This is a genomic window from Streptomyces sp. NPDC101151 (genome assembly GCF_044768335.1).
Classification (GTDB): domain Bacteria; phylum Actinomycetota; class Actinomycetes; order Streptomycetales; family Streptomycetaceae; genus Streptomyces.
Window position 1 is genome coordinate 1 of record NZ_JBIWPP010000005.1, and the last position, 16,388, is coordinate 16,388.

The following is a 16,388-nucleotide window of genomic DNA, read 5'->3' on the forward strand; positions in this document are numbered from 1 at the left end:
CTGGGAGATCCGCGACGACATCCACGAAGCGTTCCTCACTCTCGGATGCGCACTCATCTGCTGGCGACGCCTGAAGTCATTCCGATAGGAGTTCTTAGGGCCTGGCCGGCGGATCAGGCCCTAGCGCCGCTTGCGCAAGGCGCGGCCCAGGACGATCGCGGAGGCCAGGGCCAGGGCTGCCGCGGGGGCCGCCCAGCGCAGGACCTGGTTTCCGGCGACGGTCTGGGGGGCCGGGACGGGGGCGTAGCGGCCGCGCGGCGGGGCGTGGTCGACCTCCTCGGCGCTGCGGCCGATCATCGTGCGGCGCGCGTGCGCGGCCTCGGCGGGCGGCTCGCCCGAGTCCGTGGAACCGTCGGCGGCGGTGTACTCGGCCTGCGCCGCCGACCCGGCCCCGGTGTCGTCCGCGCCGGGGTCCAGGGAGGGCGGAGGGACCTCGGTGTCGAAGACGGAGGTGTGCCCGGGCTCGGGTTCCGGCTCGGGTTCCGGCTCGGATTCCTTCTCCTCCGGGCTCTGCGCCAAGCTCTCCACGAAACGGTCGAGCAGCCGGTTCAGCGCCGAACTCACCGCGTCCGCCGGGAGTTCCGCGATGCGTCCGTCCGCGTCCGCCGTGCCCTCGACCGTGACGGTCGTGCCGTCCTCGGTGCCGGTGAGGCGCAGGGTGAGGGCGAGTTTGACGCTCCCGGTGCCGCGGGCCTCGGTGGCGTCGCCCTCGACGGCGTACGTGCCGTCCTCGCGAGGCGTGACACGGACGGCTCCGCGGTAGGTGACGGAGTGGCCGCCGACGCGCAACTTCAGCCGCCCGGCGACGGGTTGGGCACCGGCGTCCTGCTGGAGCCCGGGGACCGCCCGCGCCACCCGTGCGGGGTCGGCGAGGGCCTCTGTGAGCCGGTCGGCCGGAACCGGAACGAAGACCTGGTACTCCATGTCGGCTGAGCCTACCCAGGTGTGGCCGGAACGTACCCTCCCCCGAAGGGGTGGCTCGTCAATAACGCGGATGCACCAGGGTCGACGCCGGCAGTCCCCCGATCCGGGTGCGTTCCGCCGCCCTCGCGTCCGCCGCCAGGCCGCCCGGTGTCAGGGTGCGCGGCCGTGGCCCCCGGGGGTCCAGGCGCAGCGGTGGTGCCGAGGCGGCCGGCGCTGCCAGCAGGAAGCCCCAGTCGTGCGGGGACCGGGACGCTCCCGCAGCGCGGTCGGGGCCGGCCGGGAAGCCGGAGCCGCGGCCGAGGACCCGGTAGGGGCAGGTGGCGAAGCCGGACGCGGCCAGGGTCGACGTCACCGTCCAGAAGACGCGGGGCCGGGTGGACAGCGGGCCGGGGTGCACCACCAGACGGCCGTCGGCGGCCAGGACGCGGCGGGCGAGGCCGTAGAACTCCTGCGAGTACAGCTTGGTGCTGGCCGTGATGCCGGGGTCGGGCAGGTCAGCGATCACGACGTCGTACGCCGCCCGGGGTGCCCGGCGCAGCCAGGTGAGCGCGTCCGCGGTCGTGGGGTGGACGCGAGGGTCGTCGTAGGCGTGGGCGTTGAGGGCGGACAGGCCGGGGTCGTGGCGGGCCAGGCCGATCAGGCCCGCGTCGAGCTCGACGAGGTCGACGCTGCGCACGTCCCGGTAGCGCAGGACCTCGCGGGCGGCCAGGCCGTCGCCGCCGCCGAGGATGAGCACGCGGGCGTGCGGACCGGTCATCGCGGGGTGGACCAGCGCCTCGTGGTAGCGGCGTTCGTCGCGGCCGCCGACGCGCAGCCGGCCGTCGAGGAAGAGATCGAGGGGGCGGCCGTGGGTGCCGCCGGCGAGAACGACCTCCTGGACGTCGGTCTGCACGGCGACCCGGACGTCCCTGCCGTACACCGCGTGCCGGGCGGCGCGTTCGAAATCGTCGGACAGGGCCGCCGCCGAGGCGAGGACGCCGAGGACGACGAGCCCGACGAGCAGCAGGGTCCAGCGGGCGCGGCGGGTCAGGTCGCGGCGGAACAGGCCGAGGACGAGGGCGCCGCCGGCGACCACGTTGACCGTGCCGGTGAGCAGGGCGCCGGTCAACTGGCCGAGGAAGGGCAGGAGAAGAAAGGGGAAGGCGAGTCCGCCGACCAGCGCGCCGACGTAGTCCGCCGCGAACAGGTCGGCCACCGCCCCGCCCGCGTCCTGGCGGCGGATGCGCTGGATCAGCTCCATCAGCAGGGGGACTTCGGCGCCGACGAGCAGGCCGATGGCGAGGGAGAAGGCGACCAGGAGACAGCGCGGGCCACCGGCCCACACCCCGCCCCAGCCGCCGGTCCAGGCGAAGACGGCGTACAGCGCCATCGCGCTGCAGCCGCCGACCAGCGCGAGGGCGGTCTCGATCGCGCCGAAGCCGACGGCCGCGTGCCAGCGCAGCCGCTTGGCGGCGAGGGAGCCGATGCCCATGGCGAAGACCATCACGGACAGCACGACGGAGGCCTGGGTGACCGAGTCGCCGATCAAGTACGAGGCGAACGCGACGAGTTCGAGTTCGTACACGAGTCCACAGGCCGCGCAGACGAAGACGCACACGAGGACCAGGAACCGCCCGGTGCCGGGCCGGACCGGCAGCCGTGCGGGGCCTGTCCAGGGCGGGGCACCCGGGGGAGCGGGGGCGTGCGGATCGATCACGCTGCGACGTTACGTCACATGCTCGGTACGCTTCGTCACCCACACGTGTGGAACTCGGGGCAGTTGACGCCCTGCGGGTTTATGTCTCCCCAGGGCCTGTCGTCACATTCCCGTCGTCGCCCGACGGGTGGCCCCGCGGCGTCCGGTGCGTGCTCCGGGGTGCGGCGAGTGGGGGTACCCCCGCTGGGGGAGCGTGCCGGGCGTCGCGGGGCAGAAGGGAAGGTGAGGACAGGTCCTAGCCTGGTCGGGCAACCGACACCCGCGCCCCGACCCGTGTCCGCGTGGCCACCAGCTGCCCGTCCTGCGGGTAGGCGTGCCAGGTGCGCCAGTGCACCTGGCCCTCGTGCCGCTGGGCGAGCATCGCGGTGAAGGCGTACGGGCTGCCCGGGAAGACACCGGCCAGACCGTGGGGGTGGTCCGAGACGAGGGCCAGCAGCTCCTGGGCGCGGCCTGCGAACGAGCCCGGTGTGAGCACCTCGACGCGCGCCGCGAACTCGTACTCCCAGTCGCCGACGCGCTTGGCGACACCCAGCGGCAGCGGCGTGCTGGACCCGGGGATGCACGCGACCGTCTCCGAACAGCTGCCCCGCTTCTCGTCCAGCAGTACCTGGTGGGATGCACCGAGCAGTCTCAACTGCAGCTTTGCTCCGGTCAGTTCCAGATCGAGGATGGCCAGGGCGGGGAGCGGCTCGCGTCCGAGTGCCCAGGCGAGGTCGGCAGCGCGCGTATCGGTGTAGGAGGTGTTCAGGGTCGTGAGCATGGATCGGCTCCGCTAACACGCAAAAGATGGGGGGAGATCGGCCATGTCAGCCCGGTCATCCCAGCCGGCCCGGCCGGGGAGGGGAGTCTGAGGGACGTCCGAGGGGCTGCGTTGGTGATTTAGAGGGAATCATGAAGAGTGGCTCCGCCACAGCGTTTTTACCCAACTTCGTGGGGTTTCCATCCCTCAGGGGGCTCCACAGTTCAACTGTTCAACTACGGCGTGCGCGGGGCGTGCGGACGAAACGGTCGGGCGCCCACCGGAATACCCTCGTCCGGCGGGCGCCCAGGAGCGGGAAGCTCAGCTGCCCCGTGTCAGCTGCCTCCGCCGCCGCATCCACCCCCGCCACCGCACGAGGAACCCCCGCCGCACGAGGAACCCCCGCCGCACGAGGAGTGGCCACCCCCGCAGGAGTGGTGACCGCCCGAGTGGTGGCCGGACGACGAGCCGCCGTCTCCCCCGGCCCACCAGCTGCTCCCGCCACCCGAGGCCGAGGACGACGAGCCGCCCCCTCGCCCTTTGCCGACCACGGCCGCGACGATCGCCACGAAGAGGATCACGACCACCACGACGATGAAGACGGTGCCCATGGCGTCACCTTCTTTCTTCCCCCGAAGCGGCCCCCGTGGACGCCTCGACTGTTGCCGCCTCTTGTGCGGTGAACGGGGGATGCCCCGCCGTTTCGGCCGTCAAAGCAGAGTTGAGGAACTTCAGAGGGTTCCCTCGGGGAAATGGCCCCTGACCTGCACAGAAGGGCAGGTCGGGGGCCGTCCGCACCTTACCGGGCCGTCATCGGTGCCCGAACGTGCCCGACCGAGAGGCGACCGCCGGGGTACAGCGGCGAGCGCCCCGGGAACGCGCAGGTCACCGTCTCCCTGGCTCAGCCCCCCCCATCCGCATACGCGCTCTGTGGTCACACGGTCAGGGGGACCGGGTGGATCTCGTCGGCCAGGTGACCAGCGCGTTCGTGGATGCGCTGGACCGCTTCGGCCGTGGGGGCCTCGGAGAGGCAGTAGACCGTGCCGGACTCCGGATCCGCCCAGGCCTTCTCGAAGTGGACGCCTTCTTCCTCCTCGATGGCGAGGTCGGCCCTGTGTGCCTGCATCAGCTGGTCGGCCGTGATGCCCTTCATCCCGTGGTGGACATCCATGAACTGGGGCATGGCGTCGCGCCTCCTTCCGGCTGTCGCGTCCCGGCGCATGGCCGAGTCGCCTGCCAACTCCGTCATGTCCATCGTGTGCCTGTACGGCCGCGACAGCGACCGTGCAGCCCGGCCCAGCAGCGGAGCTCCACCGACGCCGAGCCGCCGACGACGGCACTTCGGGTACCGGCGCAGGTGCTCATCCGAAAAGGTGAGTTGAGGAACCCCGGATCCTGGGCGGAGGATGACCGGCATGACCTCCACCGCGCGCCCGCACCTCAACCGCCGTCTCGCCGCGTTCGGGACGACGATCTTCGCCGAGATGTCCGCCCTCGCCGTGTCGACGGGTTCGATCAACCTGGGCCAGGGGTTCCCGGACACGGACGGCCCCGAGGAGGTACGGGAGGCCGCCGTACGCGCGCTGCGCGACGGGCGCGGCAACCAGTACCCGCCGGGCCCGGGCATCCCCGAGCTGCGCACCGCGATCGCCGCGCACCAGCTGCGCCGCTACGGACTGTCGTACGACCCCGACACCGAGGTGCTGGTCACGGCGGGCGCGACGGAGGCGATCGCGGCCTCGCTGCTGGCGCTGCTGGAGCCGGGCGACGAGGTCGTGGCCCTTGAGCCGTACTACGACTCCTACGCGGCGTGCATCGCGATGGCGGGTGGCAAGCGCGTGCCGGTGACGCTGCGCCCGTACTCCGAAGGAGGGGCTCGCTTCCGGCTGGACCTGGACGAGCTGCGTGCGGCGGTCACCGACCGCACCCGGCTGCTGCTGATCAACACCCCGCACAACCCCACCGGTACGGTCCTCACGCGCGCGGAGCTGGCCGCGATCGCCGAGCTGGCGGTGGAGCGGGATCTGCTGGTGGTGACGGACGAGGTCTACGAGCACCTGGTCTTCGACGACGCCGAGCACCTGCCGCTGGCCACGTTCCCGGGGATGCGGGAGCGGACGGTGACGATCGGCTCGGCCGGGAAGACCTTCTCCTTCACCGGCTGGAAGGTCGGCTGGGTGACGGCGGCGCCGGAGCTGGTGACCGCGGTCCGCGCGGTGAAGCAGTTCCTGACGTACGTCTCCTCGGGCCCCTTCCAGTACGCCGTGGCGGAGGCCCTGGCGCTGCCCGACTCCTACTTCGACGGTTTCCGCCGGGACATGCGCACGCGCCGGGACATCCTCGCCGAGGGGCTGGCCGAGGCCGGCTTCGAGGTCTTCGGGACAGCCGGCACCTACTTCATCACCACCGACATCCGCCCGCTCGGCGAGAAGGACGGCTTCGCGTTCTGCCGTGCGCTGCCGGAGCGGGCGGGCGTGGTGGCCGTTCCCAACGCGGTCTTCTACGACGACCGCGAGGCGGGAGCGCCGTTCGTGCGGTTCGCCTTCTGCAAGCGGGAGGAGGTCCTGCGGGAGGCGGCGGAGCGGTTGCGGCACATGTGAGCTGGTCCGGGGGCGTGGCCCCCGGACCCGGCCGGGCTCGCCTACTCCCCGTCTTCCTCGGGCTGCTCCGAGTCGTCGACGTCCTCTTCCAGTCCGAGCTGCTCGACCAGCCACTTGTCGAACTCGATCGCGGCCCGCACCCAGCTGACCGTGGAGGAGACGAAGTGGTTGAGGTCGACGCCGGTGCCGATCAGCATCTGGGCCTCACCGATGAGGCGGACGGTGCCGTCGTCATGGGTGTGGGTGTACACCTTGGGCCACAGCGTGCGGCGGTTCCAGTCGTCGATGGACTCCAGCAGCTGGATCTTCTCGTCGATCTTGTGCGGACGGTCGTAGAAGGTCCGCACCGAGAAGACGGCCTGCTCGGCCTCCCCGCGGAACATGAAGTAGGTGCGGAACTGCTCCCACGGCGCGGCGAGGTCACCCTCCTCGTCGACGACGTACTTCAGCTCCATCTGGTCGAGGAGCTGCTTCACGAGGTCCTGATCCGGGACGACGGGGCCCGCCGGCCCTTGGGGCTGCGGTTCGGGCTGGCCCCCGAAGTTCGGAATCGAGGACGGGTCGATGGTCACCGTGTATTTCCCTTCATGCGGATTCCGCCATCCTCCCCCAGAAGGGGCGGGGGATGGCAACCCCGCACCGCCTGTCAGCCGTGGGCTGAAGAAACGGCGCCGGGACTACGGAAGAACGTGGTGTGCGCCCACGGTGAGCGACGATGCGGGCATGCGCACCACACGGCCGGGGCGGTGGCTGCGGGCCCGGGCCGGAGCGTACTCGATCACAGCGTCTTTCCGGTCGCCGGACCCACGATCAGACCCTCGCCGAAGCGGTCCACGCGGACCGTGTCGCCGTCCTTGATCTCGCCGGAGAGGATCTCCTTGGCGAGGCGGTCGCCGATCGCGGTCTGCACGAGGCGGCGCAGCGGGCGGGCGCCGTAGGCCGGGTCCAGGCCCTCCTCGGCGAGCCACGCCAGCGCCTGAGGGGTGACGTCCAGGGCGAGGCGCCGCTCGGCCAGCCGCCTGCCCAGACGCTCGATCTGCAGCTGGGCGATCCGCTCCAGCTCGGCCTTGTTCAGTGCCGTGAAGACCACCAGATCGTCGAGCCGGTTGAGGAACTCCGGCTTGAAGGAGGTCCGTACGACCTCCAGGACCTGCTCCCTCTTCTCCGTCTCACCGGTCGTCGGGTCGACCAGGAACTGGCTGCCCAGGTTGGAGGTGAGCACCAGGATGGTGTTGCGGAAGTCGACCGTACGGCCCTGACCGTCCGTCAGGCGGCCGTCGTCCAGCACCTGCAGAAGGATGTCGAAGACCTCGGGGTGCGCCTTCTCCACCTCGTCGAGCAGGACGACGCTGTACGGGCGCCGCCGCACCGCCTCGGTGAGCTGGCCGCCCTCCTCGTAGCCGACGTAGCCGGGGGGCGCGCCGACCAGCCGGGCCACGCTGTGCTTCTCGCTGTACTCCGACATGTCGATGCGGACCATGGCCCGCTCGTCGTCGAAGAGGAAGTCCGCGAGTGCCTTGGCGAGTTCCGTCTTGCCGACACCGGTCGGGCCGAGGAAGAGGAAGGAACCGGTCGGCCGGTCGGGGTCGGCGATACCTGCCCGCGAGCGCCGCACCGCGTCCGACACGGCCTGGACCGCCTCGCTCTGGCCGATGAGCCGACGGCCCAGCTCCTCCTCCATGCGCAGCAGCTTCTGCGTCTCGCCCTCCATCAGGCGGCCGGCCGGGATGCCGGTCCAGGCGGCGACGACGTCGGCGATGTCGTCGGAGCCGACCTCCTCCTTGACCATGGTGTCCCGGGCGGCCTCCTCCTCGGCCTCGGACGCGGCCTCCAGCTCCTTCTCCAGCTGCGGCATCTCGCCGTACAGCAGCTTGGCCGCGGTGTCGAAGTCGCCGTCGCGCTGGGCGCGTTCGGCCTGGCCGCGCAGCTCGTCCAGCTTCTCCTTCAGCTCGCCGACCCGATTGAGGGACTGCTTCTCCTTCTCCCAGCGGGCGGTCAGACCGCGCAGCTCCTCCTCCTTGTCGGCGAGGTCGCGGCGCAGTTTCTCCAGGCGTTCGCGGGAGGCCGGGTCGGTCTCCTTGGCGATCGCCAGCTCCTCCATCTTCAACCGGTCGACGGCGCGCTGGAGTTCGTCGATCTCGACGGGGGACGAGTCGATCTCCATGCGCAGGCGGGAGGCCGCCTCGTCGACGAGGTCGATGGCCTTGTCCGGCAGGAAGCGGGAGGTGATGTACCGGTCGGACAGGGTGGCGGCGGCGACCAGCGCGCTGTCCGCGATCTGCACCTTGTGGTGCGCCTCGTAGCGGCCCTTGAGTCCGCGCAGGATCGCGATCGTGTCCTCGACCGTGGGCTCCGCCACCAGCACCTGCTGGAAGCGGCGCTCCAGTGCGGCGTCCTTCTCGATCCGCTCCCGGTACTCGTCCAGCGTGGTGGCGCCGACCATGCGCAGCTCACCGCGGGCCAGCATCGGCTTGAGCATGTTGCCCGCGTCCATGGCGGAGTCCCCGCCGGCACCGGCGCCCACGACGGTGTGCAGCTCGTCGATGAAGGTGATGATCTGCCCGTCGGAGCCCTTGATCTCGGCGAGCACGGCCTTCAGCCGCTCCTCGAACTCACCGCGGTACTTGGCACCGGCCACCATCGCACCGAGGTCGAGGGAGACCAGCCGCTTGTCCTTCAGCGACTCCGGCACGTCCCCCTTCACGATCCGCTGGGCGAGCCCCTCGACCACGGCGGTCTTGCCGACGCCGGGCTCACCGATGAGGACGGGGTTGTTCTTGGTACGACGGCTCAGCACCTGTACGACCCGCCGGATCTCCTGGTCCCGTCCGATGACCGGGTCCAGCCGGCCCTCCCGGGCGGCGGCGGTGAAGTCGGTGCCGAACTTCTCCAGGGCCTTGTACTGACCCTCGGGGTCGGCGGTGGTCACGCGACGTCCTCCCCTGGCCTTGCCGAAGGCCTCCTCGAGCTTCTTGGCGTCCGCGCCCTGCCGCTGGAGCACCTCGCCGGCCGCACCGCCCTTCGCGGCGATGCCGATCAGCAGGTGCTCGGTGGACAGGTACTCGTCACCGAGTGCCTTCGCCCGCTCGGTGGCGTCGGCGATGACGGCGAGCAGCTCGCGGTTCGGCTGCGGGGGCGCGACGGTGGAGCCGGTCACGCTGGGCAGCGAGGCGAGCACCCGCTCCGCGCCGGAGCGTACCGCGACCTGGTCGGCCTCGACGGCGGCCAGCAGGTCGGTGATGTTCTCGTTCTCCTGCCCCGCGAGCAGCGCGAGGAGCAGGTGAGCAGGCGTGAGGTCCGGGTGCCCCTCGGTCACGGCCCGGTTGCCGGCCGCGTTGATCGCGTCCCGGCTCCTGTTGGTCAGCTCGGCGTCCACGTTCGCGTTCTCCTCCAGGCGTCGGCTCGTCGGCCACAGCTCCCACTGCTGACTTGACCAGCGTACACAAAGTTGAGTCCGTTCCGCTCAAGGTAGGAGTACGGGTTGCAGGATCCTGCAGCTAGGTTCGGGCCATGCCCACGCATTCCCAGGACCCCGCCGCCCCCGACGAGCCGTACCTCGCCTTCTGGCGGGAACGGCACCTGTGCACGCTGACCACGCTGCGGCCCGACGGCAGCCCGCACGTGGTGCCGGTCGGGGTGACGTACGACCCCGAGGCACGGCTGGCCAGGGTGATCACGAACCGGACGAGCGCGAAGGTGGCCCACGTCCTGGCGGCCGGACCCGAGGGCGCGCGGGTCGCGGTGTGCCAGGTGGACGGCCGGCGCTGGGCCACGCTGGAGGGCCGGGCGCGGGTGCGCACCGAGCCGGAGCGGGTGGCGGAGGCGGAGCGGCGGTACGCCGAGCGGTACCACCGGGAGCCCCGGGAGAACCCCTCCCGGGTGGTGATCGAGATCGAGCTGGAGCGGGCGCTCGGCCATGGCTAGAACGGGGCGGTCACCCGGTTGGTTTTCGGCCACCGTGAAAGCGCTCGCACGTCCCGAAATGTCGGCACAAACTGCAGCGGCGTCACCGTGTTCAGGTCACGGTGACGCCGCTGCGGGGGGAAGCACCTGAGCGATCTTTTACGACGGGGGAATCGCGTCAGGCACTGCGGGGGGTGGCCGAAATGGTCCTCAAGTCCGCGATCTCCGGTTCTGCCAGCCGGTGGTCACGTTGGTCCAGGTTCACAAAGATCATGCCGTACCGGACGGCGCACCGTACCGGCTGCGGCGCCCCGCGGGGCTTGCGCAGGCACCGGTAGGCCCTGACGTCCTCGTCGTCGTCCCGGGTGACGACGACCGGCTCGCCGAACACCGTCACCATCAACGAGTCACCACTGTGGGGGATGGCGGTGACCAGGTCGATGAAGTGCCAGCCCGAGCGGTAGGCGGTGGCCATTTCGCGTCGGAAGGAGCGGTCGTCTGGTGGAGTAGTCATAGTCAGTCAGTCCCAGACACTGTCGTCCATGCTGACCGGAGTCTCGACGCCGACAGCCACCGTCCCCGTGGTCCGAGTACCACTCGTCTTGTGGCCGTCACCCTGCGCACCGGAGAGGCCGGCCAGCGTTCCGAAGGCCACAACGGCGGAGAAGGCGGCGACAAGCACCGAGCGAAGCATTCTCTTACGCATAGTCGGCTTCGTCCTCACTTGAAGGTCCCCTCTTCCCCCGTCGTGTAAGACGATGGCTCATTCGGGCACGTCATGACCACACGATCGGTGCATCATGTTCCTGCACGTTCAGGACCCTGGGGGGTGGAGATTTGGCAACAAATGGGACTAAGGCGGCACATCCCCACGCGATGACCGAGCTATGTGACGAAGGCAACCGTCTCTATGCGACGGCACTGCGCACCGGTCGCATCGCACGGTCCGACGCCGAGGCCGCTCCTTGCCTGATGGAGTTCGCCCTTCTCCACCCCGATCCGGACGACGCCAACTGGCTGCGCCCCGTCCCGCCCGCGGTGGCCCTCGCCCAGCGGCTCCACCCCCTGGAGCGGGAGATCAGCGACCGGCGCCGGATGTCCGTGGCTCTGGCCGACGCCTTCGAGCCGTTCATGGCACTCAGTGCCCAGGAGAGCGCGCCGACCCACTCGATCACCGTCCTGGAGGGGCTCGACCGGATCAACGCGGCACTGGACCTGGCCACCTCCCAGTGCCGGACGGAGATGCTCACGGTGCAGCCGAGCGGCCGGCGCCGCCCCGAACACCGGCTCATCGAGGGCCTCGAACGGGACAAGCCGCTGATCGAGCGCGGGGTGCGGATCCGGACCCTGTACCAGCACACCGCCCGGTACAGCCCCGACCGGCTTGCCTACGTGGACCAGTTCACCAACGGCAAGGTGGAGTACCGCACCATCGACGAACTCGTGGAGCGGCTCATCGTCTGCGACGAGGCCGTGGCGTTCATCCCCATCCGGGACGACCGTCAGGTGGCTCTGGAGCTCCGCCACCCCGGCCTGGTCAGCTATCTGATCAAGGTGTTCGAGTTCATGTGGGACCGCGCGGTACCGCTGAGTGCCGGCGCTCCCTACGAAACGGCCCCCGACGGCATCACCGACATCCAGCACTCCATCGCCAAGCTCCTGGTCGAGGGGCACGTCGACGAGGCCATCGCCCGCCGCCTCGGCATGAACGTCCGCACCTGCCGGGCCCACATCGCCAAGCTCGCGCAGGCGCTGGGCAGCGGCAGCCGGGCTCAACTCGGATTTCTCATAGCCCAGTCCGGAATCCTGAAGCAGGAGCCCTGAGCCGCAGGGGGAGAGCCACCCGTGACCGCAAGAGCGCACCACCACGGACCGGAGGAGCTGTGCGAGGCGGGTCTGGAGCTCTACTCGCGCGCGCTGCGTGAGGGCCACGTCCCGGCCCGCGACGCCGCCGCGCTGCCCTGTCTCGCCGACGCGGGACTCCTGCGGCCGGACGTCGAGAACGCCGACCGTCTGCGCCCGGTGGCACCCTCCGTCGCCCTGCCCCGGCTGCTGCGCGGCTCCCGGGCCCGGATCGCCGACGAGTACCGGCGCGAGGAGCGGCTGGTGGAACGTCTGGAGCCGCTGCTGCGGACGGGCGGACCGCCGGCCGCCGGCACCGGAGCCGGCGCCGACACCCCGATGCTGCGCCTGCACAGCGGCACCCAGCGGATCAACCAGGCCATCACCGAGGCCATGGAGGAGGCGCACCGGGAGGTTCTGGCCGTCCAGTCGCACACCGGTCTCGTCGGCCCGCGCGGCGAGACCGCCCACGATGTCGCCTACGACCGCGACCAGAGACTGCTCGACCGGGGCGGCCGCATCCGCACGCTCTTCCAGCACACCGTGGTCCATCTGCCGACCGTCCACGCGTACAGCGAACGCCTCGTGGGCGACACCGAGGCCCGCTGCCTGGACGAGCTGACCGACCGGCTCCTCGTCATGGACCGCACGGTGGCCTTCATCCCGGCCGACGACGACGGCAGGCTCGCCCTGGAGGTCCGCCACCCGGCGCTGGTCACGTACTTCGCGACCACCTTCGAGCGGCTGTGGCGGCTGGCGACGCCGATGTACCCGCAGCCGGTACGGCGCCCCACCCTGAACGGCGTCACGCCCCGGCAACGGGCCATCGCCCGGCTGCTGGTCGAAGGGCACACCGACGCCGTGATCGCGGACCGCCTCGGCATGAACGTGCGCACCGCCCGCGACCACATCGCCAAGCTCGCCGCCACCCTCGGCAGCGGGAGCAGGGTCCAACTCGGCTTCCTGATAGCGCGGTCGGGGATACTCGAGCTGGAGGAGACGACCCGGTGAACCACCGCGAGCACGGGATCGAGGACCTGTGCGCGACGGGCGCCGAGCGGTACGAGCAGGCGCTGCGGGAGGGCCGTATCAGCGCGGCGGACGCGGCGGACGCCCCGTGCCTGACCGACCTCGGGCTGCTGCACCCGGCCGTCGACGACCTCGGCCGGCTCGAACCCGTCGCGCCCGCCGCCCTGCTGAGCCACCTGCTGCGCGGCTCCCGCGCCCGCATCGCCGAGGAACGCCGCCGCGAGGACCGGCTGGTGGAGCTGTTCGAGCCGCTGATGCGCGTCGAGACCGGGCACCGTACGCACACGGACACCCCCACCCTGCGCGTCCTGAGCGGCACGGAACGCATCAACGGGGCCATCGGCGACGCCATGGGCCAGGCGGCCCGCGAGCTGCTCTGCATCCAGCCGAACGTCCAGTACGGCACCGAGCGCGGCCGGAAGGCACAGGTGGTGGCCATGGACCGCGACCAGGCGCTGCTGGACCGGGGCGGCCGTATCCGCACCCTCTACCAGCACACCCAGCGCCATCTGCCGCTCGTCCACGCCCGGTACGAGGAGCTGCGCGGGGAGGCGCAGGCGCGCACCCTGGACGAGCTGCCGGGCCGGCTCATCGTGATCGACCACACGGTCGCCTTCATCCCGGCCGACGAGGACGGCCGGCTCGCCCTGGAGGTACGGCACCCGGCCCTGCTCCGGTTCTTCGTGACGGCCTTCGACCGGCTGTGGCGGCTGGCCACCCCGATGTACCCCGAAGCCGTCCAGCGCCCTTCCCTCCACGGCATCACCCCGCGCCAGCGCGCCATCGCCGCCCTCCTCGTGGAGGGCCACACCGACACCGCCGTCGCCGACCGGCTCGGCATGAACGTCCGCACCGCCCGCGTCCACATCGCCAGACTCACCGCCACCCTCGGCAGCGAGAGCCGCGCCCAGCTCGGCTACCTCATCGCACGCTCGGGGATTCTTGATCAGGAACCCTGAGCGCGGCCGGCGGGCCGGCCTGCGGGAGCCCGTCCAGGCCCACCTGGGCGATGCGCACGCCCAGTTGGGTACGACTCGCCGCACCGAGGGTGTCCGACAGGCGGGCGATGTGGGCCCGGCAGGTACGGACGCTGATGCCGAGCCGCTCGGCGATCACCGCGTCCTGGTGGCCCTCCGCGAGCAGCGCGGCGATGGACCGCTCGCGGTGCGAGATGCCCTCGATGCCGGTGTCGGGCAGCGGGGCGGTCAGCGGCAGGGCGAGCCGCCACAGCCGCTCGAAGACCGTCACCAGATACTCGACCAGGGCCGGGTGGCGCAGCTCAAGGGCCATCGTGCGGTCGGTGTTGGCGGGGATGAAGGCGACCGTGCGGTCGAAGAGGATCAGCCGGTCGATGACCTCGTCCAGGGTGCGGGCCTCGACCGCGTCACCCATCAGCTCCAGGTAGTTGAGCAGCCCCTGCCCGTGCCGGGCCACATGCGTGTACAGGTCGCGCATCCGCACGCCCCGGCCGCGCAGCGCCAGCGCCCGGTGCAGTCCCTCGGTCAGCTCGGCCTCGCGCCGGATGCCGCCCGGCTGCACGGTCAGCACCTCGGTGGTGCACGCCTCGGTGGCCTCGTCCATCGCGGCCTGGATGCGGGAGAGTCCGTCCAGCACGCGGATGGCCGTTCCCTCGCCCGGCACCGACAGCGCCTGCAGCTGCCGGCCCAGACCGGCGTACCACTCGAACGCGGCCACCGCCGAGCCCACCCGCCGCTGGCTCTCCCTGACCTCGTCGTAGACCCCGCGCAGCAGCCGGGTCATGACCTCCTGCGGGGAGGTCGGCACCAGCCAGTCCATGTCGTCGGGATCCGGGTGCAGCAGGGCCAGTTCCAGCAGACAGGGCACCGGCTCCGCGTCCGTGCGCGGCACCCGTCCCCGGCGTACGGCCCGGGAGTACACGCGGTCCCCGGCCCCGCACAGTCGGTCGGCACCGTGTGGATGCTCACCCGTTCCGTGCCCGGCCATCGCCCATTCCACCCCCGGTTTGCTGCCACTTCCGCAGCGCAACTATGCGCGGCCGGGACCGGGTCCGCAACACGGCTCCGTCTGCCGTGGGCGTCGAAAAGCGCGGTTCTGCGGTGGTATCGTCCGGCCTCCGCCCGTCGCATTGCAACAAGCTGATGGTGGTGGCGGGAACACCACCGGGGCATCGTTGATCCCGCTTCCCCCGGGTGCACCAGTACCCGGAAGCGGCCCCGGCCGGGCTCCCCCCGCGCGGCCGGGGCCGCGTGCATCGCGCCCACGGGGGTGGCGCGATGCCGGGAGGGTCGCTCGGGGCACGTGACGCGGCAGCCCGACGGAATCCGCCGGCGATCGCCGCGTTGCGTGCCCCCACCCAGGACACCGGGTCGAGGCGTCCGGCGGCCTGCCCGCCCCTACTTCAGGCCGTTGGCCGCGCAGGCCGTCTTGTACTTGGCGGTGCAGATCTGGCCGACCGTGTAGATCCCGTCGGCGATGACGGTGTCCTTGATCTTGCTCTTGGTCAGCGCGCTCACCTGGACCAGCTTGGACGGGATGTCCTTGTCGGTGGGGCTGTCCACCTTGTCCTGGGTGAGGGCGTCGAACTGGATGTCCTTGCCCTGCACCTTGGTGACGGCCATCTGGGCGGCGGCCTCGGCCTCGTCCGGGTAGGACTTGTAGACGCTCATGTACTGCTCGCCGGTCAGAACCCGCTGCACCGCGTCGAGTTCGGAGTCCTGGCCGGTGATCGGGGGCAGGCTGGTGACGCCGGCCGCTTTGAGGGCCTTGATGACACCGCCCGCCATGCCGTCGTTGGCGGCGTAGACCGCGGCGATGTTGTTCTTGCCGATCTTGCTGATCGCCTCGGTCATTTCGGCCTCGGCGTTCTCCGGCTTCCAGTCCTTGGTGTCGTAGCTCGCCGCGATCGTCACCTTGCCCTTCAGCTCGGAGAGCGCGCCCTGCTTGAACTGCTTGGCGTTCGGGTCGGTGAGCGAGCCGTTCACCATGACGACCTTGTCGGAGGTGTCGGCGCCCGTCCCCAGCGCCTCCAGCACCGAACGGCCCTGCACCTCGCCGACCAGCTCGTTGTCGAAGGAGATGTACGCGTCGATCGGGCCCTCGGCCAGCCGGTCGTAGGCGATGACCGGAATGCCCGCTTCCTTGGCTTTCTTCACCTCACCGGAGATGGCGTGCGCGTCGACCGCGTCGAGCATGATGATGTCGACCTTGTCGTCGATCATCTGCTGCATCTGGTCGGCCTGCCGGGCGGAGTCCGCATCGGCGTTGGCGTACGCGACCTTGCCCTTCTTGTGGGTCAGTTCGACGACCTTGTCCCTGATGATGGGGTAGTCGAACTTGTCGTAGCGGGTGTTCGCCTTCTCCGGCAGCAGCAGCCCGATGGTGACGTCGTCGCCCTTGGTCGGGCTCGCGCTCGCACCGTCGTCCGTCGCGTTCAGCACCCCGCAGCCGGCAAGCGAAAGGGTCATTGTGGACGCGGCCACGGATATGGCGATACGGCGCATTCGAGGGCTCACTTCAGGTGCGTTCCGGACGTGGGTGCTGCATTACGACCCAGGTGTCTGAAAAGCCAACGCGGACCACACACCCGTCGTCAAGCGGAACTACTTAACGAGTGCGCAACAGCACGCTCCGCTGCACCTGTGAAGAAGGAGCGGAATCATCTTCAAGCTCTCTT

16 protein-coding genes are annotated in these 16,388 nt (G+C 70.9%); 5 read left to right on the plus strand and 11 right to left on the minus strand.

Annotated features, from left to right (window positions below):
- Positions 1-120: 120 nt before the first annotated feature.
- The 5 genes from ACIRU3_RS10835 to ACIRU3_RS10855 form a co-directional block, all read right to left on the minus strand.
- Complete coding sequence (locus ACIRU3_RS10835; protein WP_404054464.1) at positions 121-924, minus strand: SRPBCC family protein; 804 nt, start codon at positions 922-924, stop codon at positions 121-123.
- Positions 925-982: 58 nt separating this feature from the next.
- Positions 983-2,620, minus strand: coding sequence for a polyamine aminopropyltransferase (locus ACIRU3_RS10840; protein ID WP_404054466.1), 1,638 nt, complete (start codon positions 2,618-2,620; stop codon positions 983-985).
- Positions 2,621-2,855: 235 nt separating this feature from the next.
- Positions 2,856-3,380, minus strand: coding sequence for a DUF2617 family protein (locus ACIRU3_RS10845; RefSeq protein WP_404054469.1), 525 nt, complete (start codon positions 3,378-3,380; stop codon positions 2,856-2,858).
- 314 nt (positions 3,381-3,694) lie between these two features.
- Positions 3,695-3,970, minus strand: a complete 276-nt coding sequence (locus ACIRU3_RS10850; protein ID WP_404054472.1) for a hypothetical protein — start codon at positions 3,968-3,970, stop codon at positions 3,695-3,697.
- Between the two features lie 323 nt (positions 3,971-4,293).
- Positions 4,294-4,542 carry an SCO4226 family nickel-binding protein gene (locus tag ACIRU3_RS10855; RefSeq protein ID WP_404054475.1) on the minus strand — a complete coding sequence of 83 codons (249 nt, stop codon included), beginning with the start codon at positions 4,540-4,542 and terminating at the stop codon, positions 4,294-4,296.
- A gap of 223 nt (positions 4,543-4,765) precedes the next feature.
- Here ACIRU3_RS10855 and ACIRU3_RS10860 point away from each other — a divergent pair, with 223 nt between their 5' ends.
- Positions 4,766-5,959 (plus strand): pyridoxal phosphate-dependent aminotransferase, encoded by a 1,194-nt coding sequence (locus ACIRU3_RS10860; protein WP_404054478.1) that lies wholly within the window; start codon positions 4,766-4,768, stop codon positions 5,957-5,959.
- A 41-nt stretch (positions 5,960-6,000) separates the two neighbouring features.
- On the opposite strand, the gene ACIRU3_RS10865 is transcribed toward ACIRU3_RS10860, so the two are convergent.
- Together ACIRU3_RS10865 and clpB are read right to left on the minus strand one after the other, a co-directional pair.
- Positions 6,001-6,531, minus strand: a complete 531-nt coding sequence (locus ACIRU3_RS10865; RefSeq protein ID WP_404054481.1) for a YbjN domain-containing protein — start codon at positions 6,529-6,531, stop codon at positions 6,001-6,003.
- A gap of 206 nt (positions 6,532-6,737) precedes the next feature.
- Positions 6,738-9,335, minus strand: coding sequence for an ATP-dependent chaperone ClpB (clpB, locus tag ACIRU3_RS10870; RefSeq protein ID WP_404054483.1), 2,598 nt, complete (start codon positions 9,333-9,335; stop codon positions 6,738-6,740).
- A 134-nt stretch (positions 9,336-9,469) separates the two neighbouring features.
- Here clpB and ACIRU3_RS10875 point away from each other — a divergent pair, with 134 nt between their 5' ends.
- Positions 9,470-9,883 (plus strand): pyridoxamine 5'-phosphate oxidase family protein, encoded by a 414-nt coding sequence (locus ACIRU3_RS10875; RefSeq protein WP_404054486.1) that lies wholly within the window; start codon positions 9,470-9,472, stop codon positions 9,881-9,883.
- 157 nt (positions 9,884-10,040) lie between these two features.
- Here the strand turns inward: ACIRU3_RS10875 and ACIRU3_RS10880 are convergent, their stop codons facing one another.
- Complete coding sequence (locus ACIRU3_RS10880) at positions 10,041-10,376, minus strand: hypothetical protein (protein ID WP_404054489.1); 336 nt, start codon at positions 10,374-10,376, stop codon at positions 10,041-10,043.
- A 6-nt stretch (positions 10,377-10,382) separates the two neighbouring features.
- Entirely contained in the window at positions 10,383-10,568 is a 186-nt protein-coding gene (locus ACIRU3_RS10885; protein WP_404054493.1) for a hypothetical protein, read from the minus strand.
- Between the two features lie 170 nt (positions 10,569-10,738).
- Here ACIRU3_RS10885 and ACIRU3_RS10890 point away from each other — a divergent pair, with 170 nt between their 5' ends.
- Genes ACIRU3_RS10890 through ACIRU3_RS10900 form a run of 3 tightly spaced genes read left to right on the plus strand, consistent with a single transcriptional unit; the run spans position 10,739 to position 13,692 of the window.
- A complete protein-coding gene (locus ACIRU3_RS10890; RefSeq protein WP_404054496.1) occupies positions 10,739-11,686 on the plus strand; it encodes a helix-turn-helix transcriptional regulator in 948 nt (315 codons plus the stop codon).
- 21 nt (positions 11,687-11,707) lie between these two features.
- On the plus strand, positions 11,708-12,715 hold the full coding sequence (locus ACIRU3_RS10895; protein ID WP_404054499.1) for a helix-turn-helix transcriptional regulator: 1,008 nt from the start codon (positions 11,708-11,710) through the stop codon (positions 12,713-12,715).
- The gene (locus ACIRU3_RS10900; RefSeq protein WP_404054501.1) at positions 12,712-13,692 is read left to right on the plus strand and encodes a helix-turn-helix transcriptional regulator; all 981 of its coding nucleotides are present in this window, start codon (positions 12,712-12,714) and stop codon (positions 13,690-13,692) included. Before ACIRU3_RS10895 ends, ACIRU3_RS10900 begins: the two co-directional genes overlap by 4 nt.
- Here the strand turns inward: ACIRU3_RS10900 and ACIRU3_RS10905 are convergent.
- Both ACIRU3_RS10905 and ACIRU3_RS10910 read right to left on the minus strand, forming a co-directional pair.
- A complete protein-coding gene (locus ACIRU3_RS10905) occupies positions 13,655-14,698 on the minus strand; it encodes a LuxR C-terminal-related transcriptional regulator (RefSeq protein ID WP_404054504.1) in 1,044 nt (347 codons plus the stop codon). The genes ACIRU3_RS10900 and ACIRU3_RS10905 overlap by 38 nt on opposite strands.
- 410 nt (positions 14,699-15,108) lie before the next feature.
- On the minus strand, positions 15,109-16,215 hold the full coding sequence (locus tag ACIRU3_RS10910) for a sugar ABC transporter substrate-binding protein (protein ID WP_404054507.1): 1,107 nt from the start codon (positions 16,213-16,215) through the stop codon (positions 15,109-15,111).
- Positions 16,216-16,388: the final 173 nt, after the last annotated feature.

Bases quoted from the DNA above. Each gene is read 5' to 3' on its own strand.
- ACIRU3_RS10845 (WP_404054469.1), bottom strand. From the start codon at position 3,380: ATGCTCACGACCCTGAACACCTCCTACACCGATACGCGCGCTGCCGAC.
- ACIRU3_RS10835 (WP_404054464.1), bottom strand. From the start codon at position 924: ATGGAGTACCAGGTCTTCGTTCCGGTTCCGGCCGACCGGCTCACAGAG.
- ACIRU3_RS10855 (WP_404054475.1), bottom strand. From the start codon at position 4,542: ATGCCCCAGTTCATGGATGTCCACCACGGGATGAAGGGCATCACGGCC.
- ACIRU3_RS10850 (WP_404054472.1), bottom strand. From the start codon at position 3,970: ATGGGCACCGTCTTCATCGTCGTGGTGGTCGTGATCCTCTTCGTGGCG.
- ACIRU3_RS10880 (WP_404054489.1), bottom strand. From the start codon at position 10,376: ATGACTACTCCACCAGACGACCGCTCCTTCCGACGCGAAATGGCCACC.
- ACIRU3_RS10875 (WP_404054486.1), top strand. From the start codon at position 9,470: ATGCCCACGCATTCCCAGGACCCCGCCGCCCCCGACGAGCCGTACCTC.
- ACIRU3_RS10860 (WP_404054478.1), top strand. From the start codon at position 4,766: ATGACCGGCATGACCTCCACCGCGCGCCCGCACCTCAACCGCCGTCTC.
- ACIRU3_RS10910 (WP_404054507.1), bottom strand. From the start codon at position 16,215: ATGCGCCGTATCGCCATATCCGTGGCCGCGTCCACAATGACCCTTTCG.
- ACIRU3_RS10890 (WP_404054496.1), top strand. From the start codon at position 10,739: ATGACCGAGCTATGTGACGAAGGCAACCGTCTCTATGCGACGGCACTG.
- ACIRU3_RS10885 (WP_404054493.1), bottom strand. From the start codon at position 10,568: ATGCGTAAGAGAATGCTTCGCTCGGTGCTTGTCGCCGCCTTCTCCGCC.
- ACIRU3_RS10905 (WP_404054504.1), bottom strand. From the start codon at position 14,698: ATGGCCGGGCACGGAACGGGTGAGCATCCACACGGTGCCGACCGACTG.